This is a genomic window from Gammaproteobacteria bacterium, from assembly GCA_033344735.1.
Classification (GTDB): Bacteria; Pseudomonadota; Gammaproteobacteria; order UBA4575; family UBA4575; genus UBA1858.
Genome location: JAWPMW010000001.1, coordinates 2,211,427 through 2,234,066, shown reverse-complemented (window position 1 = coordinate 2,234,066; position 22,640 = coordinate 2,211,427). Strand labels below are relative to the sequence as shown.

General features: G+C 40.5%; 25 protein-coding genes. 7 read left to right on the top strand and 18 right to left on the bottom strand.

The window, feature by feature from the left end; genetic code table 11:
* Positions 1–14 precede the first annotated feature (14 nt).
* From R8G33_11505 to dsrA, 10 genes are all read right to left on the bottom strand, one after another.
* Entirely contained in the window at positions 15–500 is a 486-nt protein-coding gene (locus tag R8G33_11505) for a hypothetical protein (protein ID MDW3096291.1), read from the bottom strand.
* A 42-nt stretch (positions 501–542) separates the two neighbouring features.
* The gene (locus R8G33_11500; protein MDW3096290.1) at positions 543–2,495 is read right to left on the bottom strand and encodes an NAD(P)-binding protein; all 1,953 of its coding nucleotides are present in this window, start codon (positions 2,493–2,495) and stop codon (positions 543–545) included.
* 37 nt (positions 2,496–2,532) lie between these two features.
* The gene (locus R8G33_11495) at positions 2,533–4,077 is read right to left on the bottom strand and encodes a (Fe-S)-binding protein (GenBank protein ID MDW3096289.1); all 1,545 of its coding nucleotides are present in this window, start codon (positions 4,075–4,077) and stop codon (positions 2,533–2,535) included.
* A 20-nt stretch (positions 4,078–4,097) separates the two neighbouring features.
* Positions 4,098–4,823: a respiratory nitrate reductase subunit gamma gene (locus R8G33_11490; GenBank protein ID MDW3096288.1), complete on the bottom strand. Its 726-nt coding sequence runs from the start codon at positions 4,821–4,823 to the stop codon at positions 4,098–4,100.
* A 73-nt stretch (positions 4,824–4,896) separates the two neighbouring features.
* On the bottom strand, positions 4,897–5,229 hold the full coding sequence (locus tag R8G33_11485; GenBank protein ID MDW3096287.1) for a TusE/DsrC/DsvC family sulfur relay protein: 333 nt from the start codon (positions 5,227–5,229) through the stop codon (positions 4,897–4,899).
* Between the two features lie 78 nt (positions 5,230–5,307).
* Entirely contained in the window at positions 5,308–5,616 is a 309-nt protein-coding gene (gene tusB, locus R8G33_11480) for a sulfurtransferase complex subunit TusB (GenBank protein MDW3096286.1), read from the bottom strand.
* A gap of 12 nt (positions 5,617–5,628) precedes the next feature.
* Positions 5,629–6,048 (bottom strand): sulfurtransferase complex subunit TusC, encoded by a 420-nt coding sequence (gene tusC, locus R8G33_11475; GenBank protein ID MDW3096285.1) that lies wholly within the window; start codon positions 6,046–6,048, stop codon positions 5,629–5,631.
* 16 nt (positions 6,049–6,064) lie between these two features.
* Complete coding sequence (gene tusD, locus R8G33_11470) at positions 6,065–6,457, bottom strand: sulfurtransferase complex subunit TusD (GenBank protein MDW3096284.1); 393 nt, start codon at positions 6,455–6,457, stop codon at positions 6,065–6,067.
* Positions 6,458–6,474: 17 nt separating this feature from the next.
* A complete protein-coding gene (dsrB, locus tag R8G33_11465; GenBank protein ID MDW3096283.1) occupies positions 6,475–7,548 on the bottom strand; it encodes a dissimilatory-type sulfite reductase subunit beta in 1,074 nt (357 codons plus the stop codon).
* A 95-nt stretch (positions 7,549–7,643) separates the two neighbouring features.
* On the bottom strand, positions 7,644–8,903 hold the full coding sequence (gene dsrA / locus R8G33_11460; protein MDW3096282.1) for a dissimilatory-type sulfite reductase subunit alpha: 1,260 nt from the start codon (positions 8,901–8,903) through the stop codon (positions 7,644–7,646).
* Between the two features lie 387 nt (positions 8,904–9,290).
* Here dsrA and R8G33_11455 point away from each other — a divergent pair, with 387 nt between their 5' ends.
* The 6 genes from R8G33_11455 to R8G33_11430 all read left to right on the top strand — a co-directional run bounded on the left by R8G33_11455 (position 9,291) and on the right by R8G33_11430 (position 12,219).
* Entirely contained in the window at positions 9,291–10,160 is an 870-nt protein-coding gene (locus tag R8G33_11455; GenBank protein MDW3096281.1) for a TauD/TfdA family dioxygenase, read from the top strand.
* Positions 10,161–10,163: 3 nt separating this feature from the next.
* On the top strand, positions 10,164–10,358 hold the full coding sequence (locus tag R8G33_11450; protein MDW3096280.1) for a sulfur relay protein DsrC: 195 nt from the start codon (positions 10,164–10,166) through the stop codon (positions 10,356–10,358).
* A 3-nt stretch (positions 10,359–10,361) separates the two neighbouring features.
* Complete coding sequence (gene cas6 / locus R8G33_11445) at positions 10,362–11,051, top strand: type I-MYXAN CRISPR-associated protein Cas6/Cmx6 (GenBank protein ID MDW3096279.1); 690 nt, start codon at positions 10,362–10,364, stop codon at positions 11,049–11,051.
* A gap of 55 nt (positions 11,052–11,106) precedes the next feature.
* Entirely contained in the window at positions 11,107–11,448 is a 342-nt protein-coding gene (locus R8G33_11440) for a TusE/DsrC/DsvC family sulfur relay protein (protein MDW3096278.1), read from the top strand.
* Positions 11,449–11,540: 92 nt separating this feature from the next.
* Positions 11,541–11,744, top strand: coding sequence for a hypothetical protein (locus tag R8G33_11435; GenBank protein MDW3096277.1), 204 nt, complete (start codon positions 11,541–11,543; stop codon positions 11,742–11,744).
* A gap of 316 nt (positions 11,745–12,060) precedes the next feature.
* Positions 12,061–12,219: a hypothetical protein gene (locus R8G33_11430; GenBank protein MDW3096276.1), complete on the top strand. Its 159-nt coding sequence runs from the start codon at positions 12,061–12,063 to the stop codon at positions 12,217–12,219.
* 121 nt (positions 12,220–12,340) lie between these two features.
* Here R8G33_11430 and R8G33_11425 read toward each other — a convergent pair whose 3' ends face one another.
* From R8G33_11425 to R8G33_11415, 3 genes are all read right to left on the bottom strand, one after another.
* A complete protein-coding gene (locus R8G33_11425) occupies positions 12,341–12,532 on the bottom strand; it encodes a hypothetical protein (protein ID MDW3096275.1) in 192 nt (63 codons plus the stop codon).
* An 88-nt stretch (positions 12,533–12,620) separates the two neighbouring features.
* Positions 12,621–13,133 carry an adenine phosphoribosyltransferase gene (locus tag R8G33_11420; GenBank protein MDW3096274.1) on the bottom strand — a complete coding sequence of 171 codons (513 nt, stop codon included), beginning with the start codon at positions 13,131–13,133 and terminating at the stop codon, positions 12,621–12,623.
* A 12-nt stretch (positions 13,134–13,145) separates the two neighbouring features.
* Positions 13,146–13,823, bottom strand: coding sequence for a Fe2+-dependent dioxygenase (locus R8G33_11415; GenBank protein ID MDW3096273.1), 678 nt, complete (start codon positions 13,821–13,823; stop codon positions 13,146–13,148).
* 50 nt (positions 13,824–13,873) lie between these two features.
* Between R8G33_11415 and R8G33_11410 the strand changes: the two genes are divergently transcribed.
* Positions 13,874–14,197, top strand: a complete 324-nt coding sequence (locus tag R8G33_11410) for a hypothetical protein (GenBank protein MDW3096272.1) — start codon at positions 13,874–13,876, stop codon at positions 14,195–14,197.
* On the opposite strand, the gene R8G33_11405 is transcribed toward R8G33_11410, so the two are convergent.
* The 5 genes from R8G33_11405 to R8G33_11385 are packed head-to-tail and all read right to left on the bottom strand — an operon-like array spanning position 14,198 to position 22,637.
* Positions 14,198–15,967: a long-chain fatty acid--CoA ligase gene (locus R8G33_11405; protein ID MDW3096271.1), complete on the bottom strand. Its 1,770-nt coding sequence runs from the start codon at positions 15,965–15,967 to the stop codon at positions 14,198–14,200.
* 8 nt (positions 15,968–15,975) lie between these two features.
* Positions 15,976–18,006: a 3-hydroxyacyl-CoA dehydrogenase NAD-binding domain-containing protein gene (locus R8G33_11400; GenBank protein MDW3096270.1), complete on the bottom strand. Its 2,031-nt coding sequence runs from the start codon at positions 18,004–18,006 to the stop codon at positions 15,976–15,978.
* Positions 18,003–19,292, bottom strand: coding sequence for an acetyl-CoA C-acetyltransferase (locus R8G33_11395; protein MDW3096269.1), 1,290 nt, complete (start codon positions 19,290–19,292; stop codon positions 18,003–18,005). The genes R8G33_11400 and R8G33_11395 overlap by 4 nt, the downstream gene beginning before the upstream one ends.
* Positions 19,289–21,730 carry an acyl-CoA dehydrogenase gene (locus R8G33_11390; GenBank protein ID MDW3096268.1) on the bottom strand — a complete coding sequence of 814 codons (2,442 nt, stop codon included), beginning with the start codon at positions 21,728–21,730 and terminating at the stop codon, positions 19,289–19,291. Before R8G33_11390 ends, R8G33_11395 begins: the two co-directional genes overlap by 4 nt.
* A 46-nt stretch (positions 21,731–21,776) precedes the next feature.
* Positions 21,777–22,637 carry a YiiX/YebB-like N1pC/P60 family cysteine hydrolase gene (locus R8G33_11385; protein ID MDW3096267.1) on the bottom strand — a complete coding sequence of 287 codons (861 nt, stop codon included), beginning with the start codon at positions 22,635–22,637 and terminating at the stop codon, positions 21,777–21,779.
* Positions 22,638–22,640 lie beyond the last annotated feature (3 nt).

Here is a 22,640-nt window from a genome sequence, read left to right as displayed (position 1 = left end):
TGACTAAGCTGACTTTATTGGGTCGATAATAAACTAGATTTCAAAATTAACTCATTCGCACTCATCTTCATACCTTTGTGTGGATTTACTCCGTTTATAGCATGCTGTTTAATCGCTTCTCGCACTGCAGATTCTGGGCGGTCTGCATGACATTGGAAACAGTCAATAGTTACAGCAGCGTAAGTATGACAGCTTGCACAAAAGTGTTCTTCGCTATTGGAATAACGTGCATATTCGCCTTCTGCATTAGGTGTAACATGACAATCAATGCAATTCTTAAGACTATGCTTAGTAGTCCGAATACCTCGAATTACCGTATCATCTCGCTGATGTAATACAGTTTCAAAATGATTTGTACGCATCCATGTAGGGTCTTCTACACATTGGTCACCCTTTGGTGGAGGCACTTTGCTTCCATCCGCAAATGAAGTTGCACTGATTAATACTAAAAATAGCGCGACCAGAATAAAAGAGGGTACCCCTCTTTTTATTGACTTCATATTATGCATAGTTACAAATAAAAATTTAAAAGCTCTGATTTTCTAGTGATCGCCTAACGCCATATCTATATAACCTGTAGGGCACACATCAGCACAGATATGACAACCAATACACTTATCGTAGTTAGTATCTACGTAACGTCCAGTGGTTGTTTGATCTTTTTTAACACGGAATACCGCATCCTGTGGACAATAAATCACACAGTTATCACACTCAAAGCACATGCCACAACTCATGCAACGACCTGCTTCTTCGACTGCTTGTTCTTCACTTAAGCCAATCATACGCTCTTCAAAATGACCTAGAACCTGTTCGGAATCCGGTCCATGTGAATCACGTAATACGCGAGGCGTGAATTCAAAATGCCCTAAAAATAATCGGTCTGCTGAAATAATCTCTTGAGCTGAGCGATCTTCGTAATTATGTACTGAGAAACCCGCTTCATCAGTACCTCGGAATTCACCTGACTCATAATCTTCTGGTTCTAAACCAGACTCTTGTAATTTCTCTAATAAACTAAAATGGTGCACATCAACTTTAGGGCGTTTTGCAAACTCTTGTCCTTTGAGATAAAAATCTACACTATCTGCGCAAATTGATGCTTGGCCAATTGCAGTTGTAAGCAAGTGTGGGCGAATTATATCGCCACATACAAAGTGACCTTCTTTACCTGGCACTTGATAATGCTTATCTGCCTCAATCAAACCACGACCGTTATCAAAATCTTCTAAACCTTCCAAGTCTCCACCTTGACCAATTGCAGACACAATCAAATCACACTCAATATCATATTCAGTGCCTTCAACGGGTGTAGGTCGCCCATCTTCCATCTTACATTTCGCCATTCTTAAAGCAGTTGCACGACCTTCATCATTCAAAATAACTTCTACTGGCATAACACCATTATCAATACGTACACCCTCATGAAGCGCATCATGAACTTCATGCTCGGCTGCAGTCATTCCTTCACGTTCGAATAATGAAGTTAACGTAACTTCAGCACCTTCTCGTGCAGCCGCATATGCTGCATCATGTGCAACATAGCCACCAATCACATGCTCTGGTGCCTCTTTCTTATCTAGTTTAGAAATTTTCCCAAGACGGCGTGCAACAGACACAACGTCAATTGATGTATCACCACCACCAACACATACAACGCGGTCTGCAGTAACTTTTAATATACCCTTGTTAAATGCCTCTAAGAATTTAACGCCCGCAACGCAGTTTGGTGCATCACCGTTTGGCACTGGAAGACTTCGACCTGTTTGACATCCTAGTGCCCAAACAACAGCATCATAGTCATTTTCTAAATCTGCTAAAGGTATATCACGTCCAACACGGGTATTTAAACGAACCTCAATATCACCTAGATCTAAAATTCTTTGGATTTCTGCATCCAAGAAATCACGTGGTGTGCGGTAACCAGGAATGCCGTACTTAAACATTCCTCCTAACTCATCATGATCGTCAAAAATGATGCTGGCATGGCCTTTTCGACGTAATTGGTAAGCTGCTGCTAATCCAGCAGGACCACCACCAATAATGGCAACTTTTTTGCCGCTTAATTTAGCTGGTGCTTCAAACTTAAAGTCTTCTTTTGTCGCAGTGTCACCAATGTATTGTTCCACAGAGTTTATGCCTACAAAATCTTCCACATGGTTTCGGTTACAACCATCTTGGCAGGGTGCTGGACATACGCGGCCCATCATGGATGGGAATGGATTTGCATCTGTTGAGCGACGGAATGCATATTCCTGCATTGTCACACCTTCTGGTGGAGCCTCTATGCCTCGAACAATGTCTAACCACCCGCGAATATCTTCACCTGAAGGACAGCTGCCTTGGCAAGGTGGAGTACGGTGAACATAAGTAGGGCATTTATGAGACGCATCGCCTTCAAAAATTTGATCCCCAAAATTTCCCCATTGGTGATCACCATCATCATACTTCCGAAATGTTAATTTATAAGACATCTCATCCTTTGATGTAGCCATAACTTTGCTCCTAGTTAGCTAATATCGTTTAACTTGTTTAAGCCGCTTCTTCAGCGTCTTTTGAATCTTCATCATCACTATCACCATCTGTTTGACCGGTTAAAACAATGGCGTTACTGACGAGTTGATGGACACTAACAATCTGGTCCATCTGGAAATCGTAATATGGAAATACTTTAGAGAACTGGCTTTTACATATCGCACAAATTGCTGCCATATGGGTCACACCGTTCTGCTCTGTGACTTGTTTAAGTGCTTGCATTCGAGGCATAGCACCCTTCACTCGCAATTCAATTAAATCATCTGTTAACAATCCGCCTCCACCACCGCAGCAGTAAGTGCCTTCTTTAATGGCATGCTCAGGCATATCATAAAAATGATTACAACTTGCTTTGATAATGTCGCGAGGAATGGTGAATTGACCTCCTGCTGTGTCGCCCATGCGTGATGCTCGCGCGACATTACATGAATCGTGATACGTTAAAACCATGTGGTCGTTTCTAGATTTATCTAAATTGAGTTTCCCATCTTGAATCAGACCATGAGTTACCTCACAAATATGCTGTGGTACAGGATAGTTTGAATCTAAGAAATCAAATGGTCCTGCTAGTGTATTTAAAAAACTATACGCAACACGCCATGCGTGTCCACATTCTCCAAACACAATACGCTTTACACCTAAATCAAGTGCTGCCTGACGAATACGTAAAGCCAGTTTCTGCATATTCTCGTAACTTCCAATGAACATACCAAAATTAGCAGCTTCACTTGCATAGGAACTCATCGTCCAAGAAATTCCCGCCTCATGAAACACTTTTGCGTAACCAATCAAACCATCAATATGTGGCTCTGCAAAAAAATCAGCAGATGGAGTAATCAACAAAACATCAGCGCCCTTTACATCCAATGGCATTTTAACCTGCACGCCTGTTTCGTCTTCGATGTCTTCCTCTAGACCTTCTAAAGTATCAATCAACGCAGGTTCTGGTAACCCTAAGTTGTTACCTAAGGTTTGAGCCTTACCAATAATCTCATTGCAATATTTTTGTCCTTTACCGACGGCATCCATAACTTCACGTGCAGCCATAGAAATTTCTGCAGTATCAATTCCATATGGACAATACACAGAACAGCGACGACATTGTGAACACTGATGGAAATAGGTATACCAATCATCAAGTACTTCTTCAGTCAGATCTTCTGCGCCCACTAGCTTAGGCACTAATTTGCCTGCCAGAGTGTAATAGCGACGGTAAACTTTTCTGAATAAATCTTGGCGTGCTACTGGCATGTTCTTAGGATCAGTAGTACCCAAATAGTAATGACATTTATCAGTGCAAGCTCCACACTTAACACATGAATCAAGAAACACTTGTAGCGAACGGTATTTTTCTGTTAGCTCGCCCATTTTATCTATGGCAACTTGTTGCCAATTGTCAACTAACTCACCCGGATAACCTAACTGTGTTTGAAACTGTTCTTTAGCTACATAAGGAGCGCTGTGCGCCATCGCATCTTTTTGCAACTTTGGAATAATGGGATATTCCTTTAACTCTGGGACATCAAATTTAGCGGCGGCCATTCTTCTACTCTTTTAATTTCTTATTTGGAAGATTCCAACTTGATTGCCCATGCAGAGATATGTCTCTTTTCACGTGGATTATCAACCTGATTTCGTGTAGGGCTAAAGAATACGCCCGGCGCATGTAACAGTTTAGAAATTGGGAATATTGCCATCAATAAAATCACTAATGATAGATGAATAACTAAAATTGTATCAGTAGGCATGGTTCTTATATCGAACACCATCAAACCTAACATGTATGATTTCAATGTAACAATGTCTGTATGAGTCACAAATGTCATTAACGCACCTGTTGCACCAATACCAATAATAAGCAATAACATTAAATAATCTGAAGGTGCCGAAATATAACGAACGCGATCTACTACAATACGTCTAAGCAATAACCCACCTAATCCTACAAGCATGGCAATCGATGCATACTTACCAAATGGTTGCAGCAATGAAACCCACCACCATACTGGATCGGTGAAGTAACGCAGGTGGCGTAATAAAACCAATAGCATGCCGAAGTGAAATAACCATCCAAACAACCAAATCCATTTGTTGGATTTAAATAGGCTTTCAAAAATAGTAATTTCTTTTATCATGCGAAACGCAACACCCGGTGTCGACGTTGGAGCAGGTGTAGTAGGAATTTTAAGTGGCGCGGGGGTTTTAATATATTTGCGGATACGATACGCAAGACCAAACACTAAGATAGCTGTTGCAGCATAAAATAATATAGCAAATAAAATAGACATTTTATAAAAATACTAAAGCGTATTTGAAACAAAACCGAGTAAACAAATGCTTACTCGGTTTCAACAAACTAACCTATACGCAGCCAGTTGGCTTAGGAAGACCCGCATATTTACATGCTTGCTTTGCAGGACCATAAGGAAATAATTCATATAAATATTTACTATTACCTTTATCTTTACCTAATTTCTTACCAATTGCTTTGGTTAGTACACGTACTGCTGGAGCAATTTGATACTCTTCATAGTACTCACGAAGAAAGTTGATTACTTCCCAGTGATTTTCATCAAGAGGTGCGCCATCAGCATCAGCCATAGCTGTTGCAAGCTCAGGTCTCCATTGATTCAAATCCGCTAAGTAACCCTCTTCATCAGTCTCATAACTTTGACCATCGACTTCTATTGCCATGTGATATCTCCTATCGTTTTATTGCTAATCGCAAATCTAGATTCTTAGTTGTAATAACAAGAACCAATAATTTATAAATTACAGCCAAGCTTGCACTGATTCGTGCTCTGCTGCTAAATCGACAAAACCGCTGTAATCCACTACTTTGACACCATCCACAATGTTGCTTTCACTTAATCCACGTGCTTTCAAGTCTGGACCAAGCACATAAAAAGAAACATTTGTCATTGCATCTGCAACGTTTTTTGAATACTTAGTACCCTGCATTGCACCAACGACACCGTCTTCAGTCAGCAGTACAGAACTACCCGACTTAGCTAAACGCAAGCAAGACTCAAGTGAATTTCTTTCGAATGGGCTTTTATTAACTGTATGTAGCATTGCCATATACGTGATCCTCTAAAAACTAAATACGACATCTTGCTGATCAATCACTTCAGCAAGTTCTTCGCGTGAAACAAGATGAATGGAATCTTTCTCTGCCCAATCATCATCTTCATCTTCGTACTTTAAATCTTGTAAATCTTCTAATGATAATCCACGCTCATCTAAAGATTCTTTTTCGATGTAAATCTTTTTAATGTCGTAATCACCTAATGCAGAGTAAGTAGGAGAAAAGTTTTTCATCCCAATATCATCTGTATTTTGACCCTTCATAAGCTGGTAAACACCGTCATCTGCAAATACAAGACTAACGTCTTGATCAAATGCTGCAGCAATTAATACAACCTCTAAAGATTCTAATGCGTAGATTGTTCCGTAAGGGGCCTTACGGTTCATATACATGAATTTTTTTATGACTTGATCACCGTCTTCCATAATAAATCTCCCTTAACTAGTCGCCAAACACGACCATACGGTCTGCTTGAATTCCAGCTTCGATTAACTGGCCAAGTCCAGAAATACGAAACCCTTCTGCTACGTTATTTGAAGTTTTACCATTACGCTTAGCTTCGTCTTCATCTAACATGCCGCGACGTTGCGCTGCTGCGACACACAGCACTAAATCAACGCTGTGATCTTTCGCTAGCTCGGACCATCTATTCGGTATATGGCGATCATCTTGCGGAGGAACTGCAAGTGAAGTACCGTTATTCACGCCGTCATGATAGAAGAAAACACGAAATACTTCGTGGCCTTTTTCAATCGCTGCTTTAGCAAATTCAAACGCCGAGTCAGAGGCCTGATGTGTGTAAGGGCCTTCATTAACTAATATTCCAAATTTCACCAATAAACTCCCTTACCTTAGAAACGAATATGGGTTGAAGAGTTAAGGCTTCGACGTGCACCTCTCCAGTTATCAATATGGAACTTGGTAAATGGAAGTCCTGTTAACTCAAAGAATCGAGGCCAACCTACGCGCTCAACCCAATCGTTAATTCTTTCCCAATCACGTGCATCTTCTTTATAAGCACGAAGAATACGTTTAACTATCGCTGTTGCTTCAGGCCATCGAGGCGGGTTGTTGGGGATACCAGCAGCAACAAGTTTTTGGAATGTAGGCTTTCCACGAGCATTTGAGTGATTACCACCGACCCAAACTGCTAATTTTGAATGTTCTGCATCATTAATTTGCATTGGAGGGCATGGTGGGAAGCAAGCACCACAACAGATGCACTTCTTCTCATCTACTTCTAAAGAAGGCTTACCATTTACCAATGCTGGTCTAATCGCTGCTACTGGGCAACGCGCAACCACTGAAGGTCGCTCACATACGTTTGATACTAAGTCGTGATTAATCTTCGGCGGCTTAGTGTGCTGAACGTTAATTGCAATATCACCTTGGCCACCACAGTTAATTTGGCAGCAAGATGTTGTGATATGTACGCGGTTAGGCATGTTGTTTTCTTTGAACTCATCAATAAGCTCATCCATCATTGCCTTAACAACACCTGATGCGTCAGTGCCTGGAATATCACAATGCAACCAACCTTGAGTATGAGAAATCATTGCAACTGAGTTCTTAGTACCACCAACAACAAAACCTTCTGCTTCTAAAGCATCAATCATTGGTTGTACTTTTGCTTCGTCTGCCACCATGTATTCAATGTTTGAACGAATAGTGAAACGTACATATCCATCTGCAAACTTATCACCGATATCACATAGCGTGCGCAGTGTGAATACATCAAGGATACGTTGTGTACCTGCACGTACAGTCCAAATTTGATCGCCATTTTTTGCTACGTGTAATAAAACACCCGGTCGCGGATGCTCATGATAATCCCAATCGCCGTAATTCTTGCGCATAACTGGATGCATATATTGGAAGCCGTCTGGACATCCTGATTCAATAGGTGGTCGATGATCTTGTGCCATTGTTTTTTATCTCCGAACTAAAAGCCTGCATTGGTGCGCAGGCTTTAGTGACTTAAAATAATAGAAATTAAAATTCTTTTTTTCGATGTGCAAAATTAGCTTGCTGCTTTCTCTTCTGCTTTTCGGTTAAACCACTTCTCAGCTTCTTCATCCCAGCCATCCATACGGACATATGAACTTTGGCGAGGATCGTTGACCATGTTTGGATCAACTTCGATACCAACGCCTTCTAAGAAGTTTACCAGACCAATACGCTCTACCATCTCACCACAGCGCTCGTGCTCTAGACCATTCTCTGCCCAGAAGTCGATAGTCTCTTCAGCCATTTCAGTTAGCTTTTCATAATCTTCTTCAGTCTCAAGCTTCATGAATGGAACAACGACAGTTCCCATTAAATCACCAATCTTAAGTGTACGCTTTCCACCAATAAGAATAGTTGCACCTTGGTCGTCACCTGGCGAGAGTGCTTTCACCATGACGTTCATGCAATGCATACAACGAACACAGTTACGATTATCAACATCCATAGTATCGTCATCTTTTAATGACAACGCTTTAGTGGGGCAACGTGTAATAACATTATCAATTACATATTCACGGCCTTTGCGTGCCACGAATTTTTTAACTTCTTCTTGGTCTACTTTCATGTCATCGCGCCAAGTACCAATAATCGCAAAGTCAGAACGCTCAATAGAGTTCATGCAGTCATTACCACATCCAGATACTTTGAACTTGAACTTATATGGAAGTGCTGGACGGTGAACATCATCAGTGAAGTTATTAAGAAGAGTACGATGAATTTTCATTTCATCTAAACCAGACATCTCGCAACGTGCAGCACCTACACAAGACATACCTGTTCGAACACATGGGCCTGCGCCACCCAAGTCCCAACCGTATTCATTAATCTCATCAAAGAAGTGTTGTGTATTTTCGGTTGAAGTACCGATAAACATAATATTGCCTGTTTGGCCGTGGAATGTGACTAGACCTGACCCCCATTTTTCCCAGCTATCACCTAGCTGACGAAGCATGTCAGTAGTGTAGTAGTTACCTGCAGGTGGCTGGACACGTAATGTGTGAAATTCTTTTGACTCTGGGAATGAGCTACCTACTTCTGAAAATCTTGGAATAATGCCTGATCCGTATCCGAATACACTGACTGTTCCACCTTTCCAGTAACCCTTACGAGTTTCGTATGAGTGCTCTAACTGACCTAATAAGTCATTTGCCATGCCATTGATTCTAGTGTCGTCATGCTTATCACGAAGACGCTTGATTCCAGATATGAAACTAGGCCATGGTCCATTTTCTAACTCATCAAGCATTGGGGTATCATGATGCTGGTCAGCCATTTTTATTTCTCCTATTCACCAGTTAATTTATAACTTGGGGGTTATTTTATTCCACGCGCAGAACAGCCTAATCCACCGGCTGTGTATGGGATAGGAGTCTAGAGTTGACGGGTAAAGATCAAAATCCTACCTATGGGGTGCGGGGGGTTACCTAACTTATCTCAACAGGGATATAGCGACATAAAATTTTATAATAACCCCTTACTAACAGGCTGACTTAAACTATATTTTATACATATATAACAGTTAGTTACAGAGACATTCCAGTTACAACTTTGGTTAATCAAACTACCTTGAATTAATGTTAGAGTTTGGTCGTCGTAATATATAAATAAGCAAAACGTTAACCAGCTCGCAAACTATTCAAACTTAATTAGCTCTTCACTTATGCTCGACTTCGAAACAGACTATTCAAAATGGCGGGAATCTAAGTTGGCTCATCGCACTATCCAGACTCAATTGCAGCCTGTAGCTATTCAAAACCCAGCATCCTTATCGCAACAAGAGCTTGAAAGTCTGAGTAAACAATGCCAGCACGACAATTTTGCTATATACAGCCTCCAGCAACCATCACTCGCAAATAAAGCATCGATCAGAAAAATGGCTGACCAAATAGGTATGAGTGCACTCGACCAAAACCTATGTGCTGATAATGACAGTATTTCTTCCATAAAAGTCATGGACTTAGGTCGCGCACGTGGCTATATCCCCTACACAGCCAATGCACTTAATTGGCATACTGATGGCTACTACAACGCTATACATGAACATATTCGCTCATTTCTTCTTCATTGCATTCAAAATGCGCCTTCAGGAGGAGAAAATATGCTTATTAATCATGAGCTTATTTACATTCAACTGCATGATAAAAATCCTGACCTGGTGGCAGCTTTAATGCAACCTGACGCGCTGAGAATTCCTGCTAATATCGAAAATGGCCAACAAGTACGTCCTGCTCAAATTGGACCTGTTTTCTATCGAGATAGCTCAAGCAATACATTACAAATGCGTTATACCTCCAGATCCCGCAGTATTGATTGGAAGCAAGATAGCAGGGTTCAGCAGGCAGTCAGTATGATAGAAGAGTTACTCACGGATAGTGTTTTCGTCATTCATTACATACTACAACCTGGGGAAGGATTGATCTGTAACAATATACTTCATGGACGTAGCGCCTTTACAAATGGGAATATTCCTCAGAAACAACGAGTCATGTATCGTGCTCGTTCCTTTAATAGATTATTTAATGGTCAATAAATAATGCTCTCATTAAGTGAAATTCTTATGCAGGATCACGGCATGCAAAGCTTTGATGAATTAAAAGCTGAACTAGAAAAACGTGCTCGACAAGGCGAAATATTTTTCCAAATGGATGTAAGACCGCCTTTTAAAGATACTCCAGAAGAATGGGAGGATATTCTTGAATCTGTATTTACCTCTGCGCGGCCAAGCTAAATCATGTTTTGGAACGATGACACCAACAGTGAAGCTATTTATGAAGTGCCTGATGATATTGTTGACGTCAACTTCAAAATCAAATGTGCACATTTACCACTAGATCATGCACACCAACTGTCTACAGCAATAATTAAGGAATTACCGTGGATAGAAAACAATGAATACACCGGTATACACCTTATTCATGGCGCCGAATCTGGTAACGGTTGGATTCGCCCAACTGACCCTGACGAACTCATTTATCCATCGCGACGTACACTCTTTACTATCCGCACACCAAAAGAACAAATAGAAGATGTGCAAACACTCAATGGCAAGACTATTAATGTTTGCAATGCATCAATCGAATTCTCCAAACCAACTATTAGAAAACTATCTAAATTAACCACTATTTTCGCGCGCTATGTATTGGCAGAACACATAGAAGATGAGAGCAACTTTTTAAATGAAATGGTCAAATTACTCGCCGAAAAAAATATTAGACCAAAAAAAATGATGAGTGGTCGAGCGACAAGCATGCGCTTTCCAGATAGAACTCTCGGCACTCGCAGCCTGATGATTGACGGCATTGATGTTACAGAGTCAGTACTGCTCCAACAACAAGGGCTTGGAGTAGGCAGAAAATTCGGCTGCGGGCTATTTTTACCTCATAAGGGTATTGACGCGGTCAATGAGACACAGGAAAAATAACGCCCTGAAAATTATTGAACACATATATAAAGTTAAGTTGTTAGGAGAATAAATTATGTCAATTGAAGTTGATGGAAAGTCTATTGAAACCACACCAAGCGGATTCCTAACCAATATTGAAGACTGGTCAGAAGCACTTGCTGAAGTCATCGCCAAGGAAGAAGGCGTCGAATTGACTGACAGACATTGGGACGTGGTCAACTACTTGCGTGATGAATTTATTAATAATGCAGGCAATCAACCAAATACACGCAACATGGTTAAAGCAATGACCAAACTATGGGGTGATAAAAGCATTAATGCAAAAACACTCTATGATCTGTTCCCTGGCGACCCCAGCAAGCAAGGCGGCAGAATCGGTGGACTACCAGAAAGCCGACGTAAAGGCGGCTACTAGTTCACATACTCTCTATCGGGATACATAACATCCCGACAATATGAATTAATATTTATTTACAGAATTTGAATTAAATTACTTTCGGAGGGCCCATGAGCTCTAAGCAAGACAAAATTAAAAAAATGTTAGAAATGCAAAAGAAATTTATCGAGCTAGATCGTGCTCGTGGCGTTTCTGCTGAAGAATACTTCACACCCGAAGATGGTGCTGAATTAAGTGGCTACCGCGAAGAGTATTCTAAACTGGCCATGGATGTTGTTGATGATGCACACGGTGAAAAAGGTTCGCACGCTTAATTCACTCTAAGACATTTGTTTAAAAAGCCGCGCCAGTCGCGGCTTTTTTATGCACTAAGCTTTCACGCTTTATTCTTAAAGTTAAGCTCTAATGAGAACTAATAACTCATTGTAAATTAATATCTTTAATTTATTTCAACAATACACTCAAATACAACTATGTATTCTCATTAAAAATTTACCAACTAGTTCTCAATTGAACAGTACAAAATTGTGAACTATCACACGAAAAACTTACATAAATTTAAGCTTAATGTAACCTAACTTATATAGAATTTTTACTGCGTGAAAATTCTAAAATTGTGAGGAAAGATAAATGTCTAAAGAAGATCAACGCCCTGTAGATAGCTTAGAAGAAGAATATAGTGATTCATCAGAATCTATTACATCAGCAAAAAAAACTGATGAAGAGCCTGGACTAAATTCAGATAGTGATAAATTAAACTTAGAAGATATTAGAACTGCAGGTTTTTAAACCATATTAGAAACCCATTAAGGGAACAAAATCACACTAGCACAAGCTAGCTGCTATTGGTTTATTCCTGCAAATACAACCGGACTTAAAAACTCACGCAAGAATAATAATATAGCGCACGCTACTTCTTTGGTATGAGTTGATGAATGAAATTCAAAAAGGCAGTTTCAGTCACATCTATTACTCGCACATCTAACCCAGCCAGTCTTCGATCAGGCCTCTTTCTACGTTCTAACACATCCGCTTCGGCTGTCGAATTTAAATTTCGCCGCTCTTGCTCCGTAAGCCTGCTATTTTTAGTTAAATCCTTCATGTTGCATCGCTGTTAGTACTTTATGACAATATATTAGCTCTACAACGCCATTACTTTTGCGAGTAAGCTCACAATATATTCCTATCAACTAATACTTAACGATAGAATGTACAGGTGCGACAGGTAGTATATCTCTCCCTGCCAAAGCAGTTAGCTCAACAATAAAAGCAAATCCTAATAGCTCACAGTCAAATTGATCAAGTAGCTTAGCCGTCGCTGCTGCCGTACCTCCCGTAGCAATGACATCATCAACAACTAACACTTTGCTGCCGGGTTTAATGGCATCTCTATGAATTTCAAGACTATCAGCACCATATTCTAGTTCATAATCAACCGAATGTACTTTTGCGGGCAACTTCCCTGATTTACGAACTGGAACAAAACCAGCACCCAAATGATATGCAAGCGGCGCACCCAATATGAATCCACGAGACTCAATTGCAATAATATAATCCACTTGATGCTCCGAGAAATTATTCGCAAAATGATCTATGACATAACTTAGCCCTTGATGATCTTGCAATAAAGTTGTGATATCACGAAACATGATTCCTGGTTTTGGAAAATCTGGAATATCTCGAATTAAAGACTTTAAATCCATAATATAAATTTTTTAGAGTTCACTCCACTTACGCACAAGGTTCACATAAACCAAATCAACTTGCTTGGTATGCTCTTCACCAGACTGCTTACGTAATAATTTTTCACGCGCACAAGCAAGTTGATACAACAATGCTCTTTGCTCAGCGTCTTTAATCAAACTTTGCACCCATGTCACAGCAACCATTCGTTTACCCGATATCACTTGCGCTACTTTGTGACGCGTGGTTGCTGGGTACATCACAGCATCGCCCGCAGGGTATTTAATTTGTTGCTGGCCATAATCTGTTTGTATCAATAACTCACCACCTTGATAATGATCAGGCTGATTTAAAAATATAGTCAATGCTAGATCAGAACGATATTTTGGATTATTACCTGAGCCCATGACCGGATCATCAATATGTTCTCCATAATGCATACCTTGCTGGTAACAGGCATAAAATGGGCTTGCCACCTTTAACGGCAAAGCCGCTCGTTGATAAGTTTTATGCCTTACCAAATTCCCCATCACAATATTATTTAAGGCTTCGACTATAGGATCATCGCAAGCTATCTCTTGATTATGCTTTACTTGACTAGCCACCGAACCAGCGCTTAGCTTCCCATCAACATAATTAGCATTGGTCATCAGTTCTTGTACTTTTAACAACTCTTTTGAGCCTAGTACATTTTTCAAATGAATCAGCACGATTAATCTCTTGTTCGTTATAATGAGGTTTTAGCTAAGGATTGCACACCATGATACTCAAAGTTGTTGTTGATGAGAAAACAATTCCCATTGAAGTACCAGATTATATGCTAATAGAAGCCGATGAGTTTTTTAATAAAATGGACCTTGACATGGATTCCGGCTGGCAAATGAGCCGCGAGTGGGTTGATAGCCCAAACAATGTGCAGCGGTGTCAAATTGCAGCTGACAAGATCCTAACATCAATCCACAGCGAAAACGAAAAAATGGCCACATTAATGGCTGCATATATTTTAAAAAAACTGCCAAATGTTTCTTCAGTAGATATCGACACTGAAGGAGATATGACACAAACTTATTTTACTGAAAGCTAATTAGTGTCCTGCGTACATTGCATCTATTTCTTTCTTAAATAGCTGCTTTACTTTTTCACGTTTAATTTTCAAAGTAGGCGTTAACAAACCATTTTCTACTTCCCAAGGTTCAAACGTAGCAGTAATTTGATAAATTTGCGCATAACCAGGGAATTCGTCCATATAAGCACTAATTTTTTTCAGTAATTGCGATTTAACTTCTTCGCTATTTAAATTATTTGTATTAATGCGCTGCAATTTACACTGCTCAGAATTTAGCACCACTATTGTAGATAAAAATGGCTTACGCTCACCAATCACAATCGCTTGATCAAATAAAGCATCCGAACATACTGCATGCTCAACATCAGCGGGTGGAATCTTCTCGCCATTAGATAGCACAATAATATCTTTCACTCGACCCGTAATATAAATAATGCCATCTTCAATTCGCGCAATATCACCCGTGTGTAACCAACCATCTTCAGTTAGCACTTCTTTGGTTGCTTCTTCATTATCCCAGTAACCCTGCATCACCGAATCACCACGTACCATCAATTCCCCCACACCAGATAATTTAACTTCAACATTATCAAAGGCAATGCCAACACTTCCAACAATATTCTTATCAACTCTATTTGCAGAAATGACCGGCGAGCTTTCGGTCATTCCATAACCTTGTACAACATTCACACCCATTCCAATAAAAAAAGCGTTCAACTCTTTTGCAAATGCCGCACCGCCTGCTACCGCAAACTTAAGTCTTCCGCCTAATTTTTCGCGAATTTTTTTTGCTACTATCTCATCCAGCAAAGGGTGTAGCAGAAATGATATTGACCAACCACCCGTTCCTTGCTGATAACAGAATTTCTTATATCCTATTTCATGGGCGTGACTGAAAAGTCTTTGAGCAATAGCAGACTTAGATTGCACTTGCGCAATAATCTTTGCGTAAACACGCTCATAAATACGTGGCACCGAAATTAAAATAGTTGGCTTAATTATTTGCAAATCTTCTGCCAACTGATCAATTGAACGTGTGTAAGTAATTTCTGCGCCATGCAGCATGGGGGCATAATATCCTGTAGTTCTCTCAAATGTATGCGATAACGGCAAGAAAGATAATAATTGATCCTCTTCTCCAACCGGCATTGCACGTCCAGAATCAGCCGCATTTACTAGCAAATTTCGATGACTAAGAATGACGCCTTTTGGTCGTCCTGTAGTCCCAGATGTAAATACAATCGTTGCAGGATCATTGCATGAGCAACTATCACTGATAAATATCGAGTCATCGAATTTTTTAAGCTGATTCTTTAAAATAGGCAAACCATCACTGGCACCAATATCGTCAATCAATACAATACTATTCAACGATTCAATTTCATCAATAAAATCTTTAGCCAACTCGCACTGTTCTTGTGAAGATATCATCAATAATCGACAATCGGTTTTTTCTAATATGTAATGAACATTATCTTCACGGTCATTTGGATATAGCGGGACAGTAATAATTCCCATACCAGCCGCCGCTTGATCAATAGCAACCCACATCACGCTATTTGGCAGCATTAACCCAATTCTATCCCCCGCAGCAATGCCTAATTCACTCAGCCACTGTTGAACAGATGCTGCTAAAGTTCTGGTTTCATCCCAGGTATAAGATTGCCACTTTTTAGTTTGATGATTAAATTCAGTATAAGCAGCCTTATCAGGCGTTAATTTAACGCGCTCATTAAACGCTTGCCCAATAGTGAATGCGTCGTCGGTATAGCTCGTACGTCGCGTCATGGTATTGATTATAATTGGCTCCAGCCCGCTGATGATTTAAAACGCTCTCCGCACTTTGACTGTAACTCACTTAGACGATCACGCAATCGAATTGATCCAGCACTTCTTGCATATTGTATTGGCCCACCACGAAATGGTGCAAAGCCTGTACCAAATATCACACCAGCATCAAGCAAATCAGCATCAGCAACTAATTCTTCTTCTAAACATTTCACAGTTTCGTTAACCAAACTTAAAATAAGCCGATCCTGTACCTGCTTATCGACTGGAATATTAGATTTATTTTGTTTAGAAACTTTGCCATTTTTCCATAGATAAAAACCTTGGCCTGACTTTCTGCCCAATTCACCTTGGTCTAACTTTTGTTGCAATCGATCAGACGTTGGCAGATTAAATGCGTCAGCCAATACTTTACCTACATGACTACATATATCTAGACCAACCACATCCGCCAATTCTATTGGCCCCATAGGCATACCAAAATCGACAGCCGCGTAATCAATAATCTCAGGTGCAACGCCTTCGTCAACTAAAATTATAGCTTCCATAATGTAAGGCATGAGAATTCGGTTAACTAAGAAACCTGGCGACGATTTAACAGGTAATGGCAGTCTGCTAATTTTTTTAACAAATCTTGCTGAATTATCCAGCACTTGTTGATTAGTATTATCTGCATGAATAATTTCCACCAATTGCATTTTGGCAACAGGATTAAAAAAGTGCAGCCCAACCAGTCGGCTTGGGTCCGCTAATTTTTCTGATAGCACCTCTAGAGGCAAACTAGAGGTATTGGTTGCTAGAATTGTATCCTCTCGTATCTGCGGTTCAATTTGCGCGTACAACGCTTGCTTAGCTTCCAAGTTTTCGTAAATGGCTTCAATTACGACATCAGCTTTACCGACACCAGCACCATGATGATCTGGCATTAACCGATCTTTAGCAGCGACACACAAATGTGAATCACGAATTTTTTTGTCGAAAAGTTTATGTGCACGCTTAATAGCAGGAGCAATATATTTAGGCTCGCGATCCTGCAAAGTCACTTGGAAGCCCTGCATTGCACACCATGCAGCAATATCCCCTCCCATTATTCCTGCTCCAACGACATGCACATGCTGCGGCTCAAATGATCCGCTTTTAGCAAGTGACTTCATACGTTCCTGCAACATAAATACACGAACGAGTTGTTGCGTTCCCGGTGAATTTGCAAATAAGTCAGTAACAGAACTCGCTTCTTCAATAAATTTCTGCTGTCGATTAGATGAAAAATTCTTCCAGCACTCTAAAAGTTTATACGGCGCCGGGTAATGCGTGGGAGAGATCCTCTTCTTAATTTGTTGACGCATAAAGAAGGCGCTTGCTTGCTTTGCAATAGGATAAGATGCAAGCGTACTTAACCATGAAGGCTGCCGTTTTTGTTTGCCACTTTTAACCAGTGCAATAGCAGTAACTCGCATCTGTCTTACTGGTACTGCAGCATCGACTATCCCCATTCTTTTTGCTTGTTTGGCAACAACAACGCGTCCGGCAAGCATTAATTGCATCGCAGGCAAGTCACCTATTAATTCTGGCAAACGAACTGCTCCACCGTAACCTGGATGAATGCCTAGCCTAACCTCAGGCAAACCTAATTTACATTTAGCAGAATTTTCTGCCACACGATAAGTACAAGCTAAGGCTAACTCCAATCCGCCACCCAAACAAAATCCATGAATTAATGCCAAGGTCGGGAATGGTAATTTTTCAATTAAATCAAACACGCTTTGACCGAAGCGTAATTTTTTAAATGCCGCTTCACTAGTTTTTAACGCAGTAAATTCAGTAATATCAGCACCTGCCAAAAAACCATTGGATTTTTTAGAACTGATTATCAAACCCGCCGCATTCATGGCAGGTAAGTTTTCTAGAATTTGTTTTAATTCATCTAGAACATGTTTAGTTAGAATATTTGTGCTTCCATCAGCATAATTTAAATACAACCAAGCGATTTGATTATCGTCTTGTTCAATTTGCCAGTGTTTGTATTGCTTCTTACTCATTGCACTGTCTCAACTAACATTGCTCCACCTTGCCCACCGCCAATACATAATGTAGCAATACCTTTATGTGCATTGTTCTGTTTCAAAATGTGTATCATATGCAGAACTATTCTCGCGCCCGTCATACCGACCGGGTGACCACTTGCCACAGCTCCACCATGAACATTTAATTTCTCCTGGTCTATTAGTCCCCATGCTTTCCTGGAGTTAAACTGTTGTTTGCAATAATCGGCATCATTGAATGCAGCGAGGCATGCTAACACCTGCCCAGCAAAAGCTTCATTCAGCTCCCAAAAATCGATGTCATCTAAGGCAAGCTTATTCTTCTTAAGAAGCAAATTAGTTGCATGAACCGGCCCTAAGCCCATTTCTGAGGGGTCTAGCCCAGCCCAATGACAGCTAGTTAATTTCGCTATCGGACTAAGATCAAATTGTTTAAGTGCTTTTTCAGAAGCCAGCATTAGCCAGGCAGCACCATCACTAATTTGCGCGCTGTTGCCAGCTGTAATCTTGCCATTTGGCTTATCAAACACCGCTCTTAACTTTGCCAGTTTCTCCATACTTGAATCTGGACGCACACCATCATCGTACTCATGAAGTTTTCCATGCTTGTCGTACAGTGGTTCTATTTCTTGTTTGAATAAATTATCTTGCTGCGCTTTCGCTAGCCGCAAATGACTACGAATGGCATATTCATCCATTTCTTCTCGTGAAATATTAAACCGATAAGCAATTTTCTCAGCAGTTTGCCCCATGGACATATTCACTGTCGGGTCGGTTAGTCCACATAGCAAACCAATAATTGGCTTCAGTAAGCCGGGACGAAATTTGGCAATTACTTTTAACTTGGATTTAACAGATTTGGCTTTGGCTAAATCCGCTAGCCAGTGCACATACTGCTCTTTAAACAATAATGGCGCATGACTCATAGCTTCCACGCCACCTGCCAACACTAAGTTAGAGTTGCCCAAGCGAATTTGACCCATTGCACTGTCTAGTGCTTGCATGCCAGAAGCACAATTTCTTTGCACAGTCCAAGCAGGGATAGAATCTGGAAGATCTAAGCGCAAACCAACTAAACGCGCAATATTTGCTTCGTCTGCACGCGGCATGACACAACCCAATATGATTTCATCAATATTTTCTGCACTCTGTGAATGCTTGCTGAGTAGTGAACGCGCAACTGCTAGCGACATATCTGCTGCTGTAAATGGACCCGGTCTCCCACGAGCTTTTAAAATTGGACTACGCAATCCATCAACTACATAAACAGGTTTTCCGCTCATGAGTGATTTCTCCCTTCCCAATACTTGGCATCAAAATCGTCTACTGCAAATACCTTCAAGCGTGCTAACTGTGCATTACGAATAACATCAGCCTCAGAATCATTAATCACACCACATGACACGGCCAAATCTAAATCGAATTTTTTGATATTACCTAAGCGCTTAGCTCGTTTAACTAAAGTTTCTAACGGTGCTGCATTAATCACTTGCTGGAGAGCATCTTCCAACCACACTAATGATTCATCATTATCTTTTGGCACATAAATATCACCAGTTAACGAATCACGAACGTTTAAATCTTCTAACAACATCTCAGATATTTCATCATGTAATGTGTCTTTACGTGGAATCTGCGGCTTACCAAGTGGATAAATAATCACATGCAATACGTGCCTTAATATTTTGCCAGGCAAGTTATATAACAACTCCTGCATCGCCAAATGAAAACCACGACCGCATTCGCGCATCGCCCAATCAACATAAGGCACTTCCTCTACAGGCTCACCACGATCACGGAAGTATTTAAGCACCACCGAGGAAAGATATAAATAACTTAACATGTCACCCAGCCTAGCTGAGACATGTTCACGACGTTTTAAAGAACCACCAAATTTCGTAAGCGCAACATCGGCTACAAGCGCAAAGTTAGCTGACAATCGCGTTAAACGTTTGTAATGCGGCTCTACAGAAGTACTAAAAGGCGCTTTCACCCAATGCGCCTTAGAAAGACCTAAAAATATGCTGCGACCAATATTTTTAATCACATGTGCAACATGATTCCAAAACGCATCATCAAATTTATCTAAAGCAACATCTTCATCAGCCTCAGCTAAGGCTTCCATTTCTTTATACAGCCATGGATGACAACGTACAGCTCCTTGCCCAAAAATAATCATGCTGCGTGTAAGTATATTTGCACCTTCGACAGTAATCGCAATTGGCACTGCCTTATATATGCGCGCAATATGGTTACGCGGGCCAATGCATATTCCTGAACCCCCATGAATATCCATTGCATCATCAACTACTTGACGCATACGTTCCGTAAGATGGTATTTAATAATAGCCGATGCCACTGAAGGTTTTGAACCTTGGTCTAATGCAGCAGCGGTTACCGTTCTTGCAGCATCCATCATATAAGTGTTGCCACCAATTCTACCTAACACTTCTGAGACTCCTTCAAACTCACCAATAGGCATTTTGAATTGAGTACGAACTCGCGCATAAGCACCGGTGTTTCTACTGGCAAATTTTGCTGCAGCTGTTGCCAATGCTGGCAATGAGATTGCACGGCCATCTGCAAGTGATTCCATTAACATTTTCCAACCCTTACCGACTTGTGCTTGACCGCCAATAATCCAGTCCATAGGGATAAACACGTCTTCACCTTGTGTAGGGCCATTCATAAAGGGAACATTTAATGGCATATGACGATTACCAATTACCACGCCTTCAGTATCAGCTGGTATAAGCGCCAAGGTAATTCCAAGGTTTTCTTCTCCGCCTAATATATGGTCTGGGTCAAGCAATACGAATGCCAAACCCAGTAATGTCGCAACAGGAGCTAATGTGATGTAGCGCTTATCCCATGTAACTCGCATCCCTAATGTTTTTTCACCATTGAATTCTTGATAACAAACGATACCTCTATCAGGCATGCTGCCAGCATCAGAGCCTGCTTGCGGTCCGGTAAGTGCAAAACATGGAACCTCTTTACCATCAGCTAAACGAGGCAAATAATAATCCCGTTGTTCTTGAGTTCCATATTCTAATAATAATTTTCCTGGCCCTAACGAATTTGGCACCATCACAGTAACACCCGCTGCAATAGAACGACTCGCCACTTTCATCACTACACATGAGTGTGCATAAGCTGAATATTCTAGGCCTCCATATTCTTTAGGAATAATCATTCCAAAAAAATTATTGTCTTTTATGAACTGCCAAGCCTCTTGAGATAAATCAAAATCTTCATTAGTTATTTTCCAGTCATCAAGCAACTCGCATAGCTGTTCTACTGGACCATCTAAAAATTCTTGCTCTTGCTCAGTTAATTTTGCTTGAGGCGTATCGCGCAAAAAACGCCAGTCTGGATTTCCAGAAAATAATTCCGCCTCCCACCAAGTTGTTCCTGCTTCTAGTGCTTCTCTTTCTGTATCTGATATTGGTGGCAATACACTGCGAAACATTTCAAGTAAACGCGTGGACAAAAATTGTTTGCGCAATGTTGGGATAAACGCAATTACGGCTGCACAGACAAGCAACAACCAAAAAACAGCAACTATTAAAGAGGGTAGTGAGGAAAGAAAACTATACAAAAGCAGTGCACCGGCAATAGATGCCATCAAAGCAATACTCGTTAAATTCAGATAAATAAAGTAAGAAATAGAGCCTACAAGCAGTATTAACAACAGTAGCTCAATCAAAATTGCTTGCATTACTCAACCTGCCTTTTATTAATGATTAAAATGATTGGTGCATCATTTAATTTATTGATTCTTCTGATACATGCAACACATCGTGTGCATCTAAATACTTTTGTGCTTCTTCTGTAATCAGACCTGACTCATCCCACGGTAACTTACGATAAAAACCCAAGTCATCTTTACCCAACAACGGATACTTAATAATTTCAAAATAAGGCGAGTAATCAAAATCTCTAGGGGTAAACAAGCGCAAATTACGTTCCCTCAAAGTAAATTTCTTGTCTTCATCCTGGAATATTAATGGCAACACAGGAAAACGTACTGATGCAAATGCACTTGCTATCATAGAGGAGCACACTACTTTAGTGGCATCTTGCGCATTATGTTCAAACAAACTTGAATGCCATCTTCGCGGCATAAATGTCCACCAGGGAATTAAAAAACGTGCCAAATCTAACAATTGCCTAACATCATATTCCATTCCTAAAAATGAACTAGCGTGGGTAATAACCTTATTGACATCATCTGGAGAAATTCCTTTTGGCCTGCAAATGCGCGTATGAAATTCTTCATAGTATTTTAGTGGAGTTACAATAGTTCCTTGACCTAACTGACTTTCTATTACCAGGGGTTCATCCGGAGGTCCATCATAGTGTTTCATGATACGCGCTTTAGCAGCGGGATCTTGAATATCGTAAAGACGACCAACATATAGTGCCGTGTGGCTCCAAGAACTTTGGGTAATAACTTTTATTACATTACTAACGCGAAAACGTCCTTCGACCAATAGCACATCTGCTGGTCTAATTTCGAACACCATGCGAGTAAAATTTGTAGGAGATAATGCTTCTAAGTTTGAATCCGTTAATAGAACACCGACCGCTTTGTCCCAAGCCCATTGTTTTAATCGTTGTAGCATGGT

Excerpts from the sequence above, each read along its gene's own strand:
- R8G33_11505 (MDW3096291.1), bottom strand. The coding sequence starts at position 500 with ATGAAGTCAATAAAAAGAGGGGTACCCTCTTTTATTCTGGTCGCGCTA.
- R8G33_11500 (MDW3096290.1), bottom strand. The coding sequence starts at position 2,495 with ATGGCTACATCAAAGGATGAGATGTCTTATAAATTAACATTTCGGAAG.
- R8G33_11495 (MDW3096289.1), bottom strand. The coding sequence starts at position 4,077 with ATGGCCGCCGCTAAATTTGATGTCCCAGAGTTAAAGGAATATCCCATT.
- R8G33_11490 (MDW3096288.1), bottom strand. The coding sequence starts at position 4,823 with ATGTCTATTTTATTTGCTATATTATTTTATGCTGCAACAGCTATCTTA.
- R8G33_11485 (MDW3096287.1), bottom strand. The coding sequence starts at position 5,229 with ATGGCAATAGAAGTCGATGGTCAAAGTTATGAGACTGATGAAGAGGGT.
- tusB (MDW3096286.1), bottom strand. The coding sequence starts at position 5,616 with ATGGCAATGCTACATACAGTTAATAAAAGCCCATTCGAAAGAAATTCA.
- tusC (MDW3096285.1), bottom strand. The coding sequence starts at position 6,048 with ATGGAAGACGGTGATCAAGTCATAAAAAAATTCATGTATATGAACCGT.
- dsrB (MDW3096283.1), bottom strand. The coding sequence starts at position 7,548 with ATGGCACAAGATCATCGACCACCTATTGAATCAGGATGTCCAGACGGC.
- dsrA (MDW3096282.1), bottom strand. The coding sequence starts at position 8,903 with ATGGCTGACCAGCATCATGATACCCCAATGCTTGATGAGTTAGAAAAT.
- R8G33_11455 (MDW3096281.1), top strand. The coding sequence starts at position 9,291 with ATGCTCGACTTCGAAACAGACTATTCAAAATGGCGGGAATCTAAGTTG.
- R8G33_11450 (MDW3096280.1), top strand. The coding sequence starts at position 10,164 with ATGCTCTCATTAAGTGAAATTCTTATGCAGGATCACGGCATGCAAAGC.
- cas6 (MDW3096279.1), top strand. The coding sequence starts at position 10,362 with ATGTTTTGGAACGATGACACCAACAGTGAAGCTATTTATGAAGTGCCT.
- R8G33_11440 (MDW3096278.1), top strand. The coding sequence starts at position 11,107 with ATGTCAATTGAAGTTGATGGAAAGTCTATTGAAACCACACCAAGCGGA.
- R8G33_11435 (MDW3096277.1), top strand. The coding sequence starts at position 11,541 with ATGAGCTCTAAGCAAGACAAAATTAAAAAAATGTTAGAAATGCAAAAG.
- R8G33_11430 (MDW3096276.1), top strand. The coding sequence starts at position 12,061 with ATGTCTAAAGAAGATCAACGCCCTGTAGATAGCTTAGAAGAAGAATAT.
- R8G33_11425 (MDW3096275.1), bottom strand. The coding sequence starts at position 12,532 with ATGAAGGATTTAACTAAAAATAGCAGGCTTACGGAGCAAGAGCGGCGA.
- R8G33_11420 (MDW3096274.1), bottom strand. The coding sequence starts at position 13,133 with ATGGATTTAAAGTCTTTAATTCGAGATATTCCAGATTTTCCAAAACCA.
- R8G33_11410 (MDW3096272.1), top strand. The coding sequence starts at position 13,874 with ATGATACTCAAAGTTGTTGTTGATGAGAAAACAATTCCCATTGAAGTA.
- R8G33_11405 (MDW3096271.1), bottom strand. The coding sequence starts at position 15,967 with ATGACGCGACGTACGAGCTATACCGACGACGCATTCACTATTGGGCAA.
- R8G33_11400 (MDW3096270.1), bottom strand. The coding sequence starts at position 18,006 with ATGAGTAAGAAGCAATACAAACACTGGCAAATTGAACAAGACGATAAT.
- R8G33_11395 (MDW3096269.1), bottom strand. The coding sequence starts at position 19,292 with ATGAGCGGAAAACCTGTTTATGTAGTTGATGGATTGCGTAGTCCAATT.
- R8G33_11390 (MDW3096268.1), bottom strand. The coding sequence starts at position 21,730 with ATGCAAGCAATTTTGATTGAGCTACTGTTGTTAATACTGCTTGTAGGC.
- R8G33_11385 (MDW3096267.1), bottom strand. The coding sequence starts at position 22,637 with ATGCTACAACGATTAAAACAATGGGCTTGGGACAAAGCGGTCGGTGTT.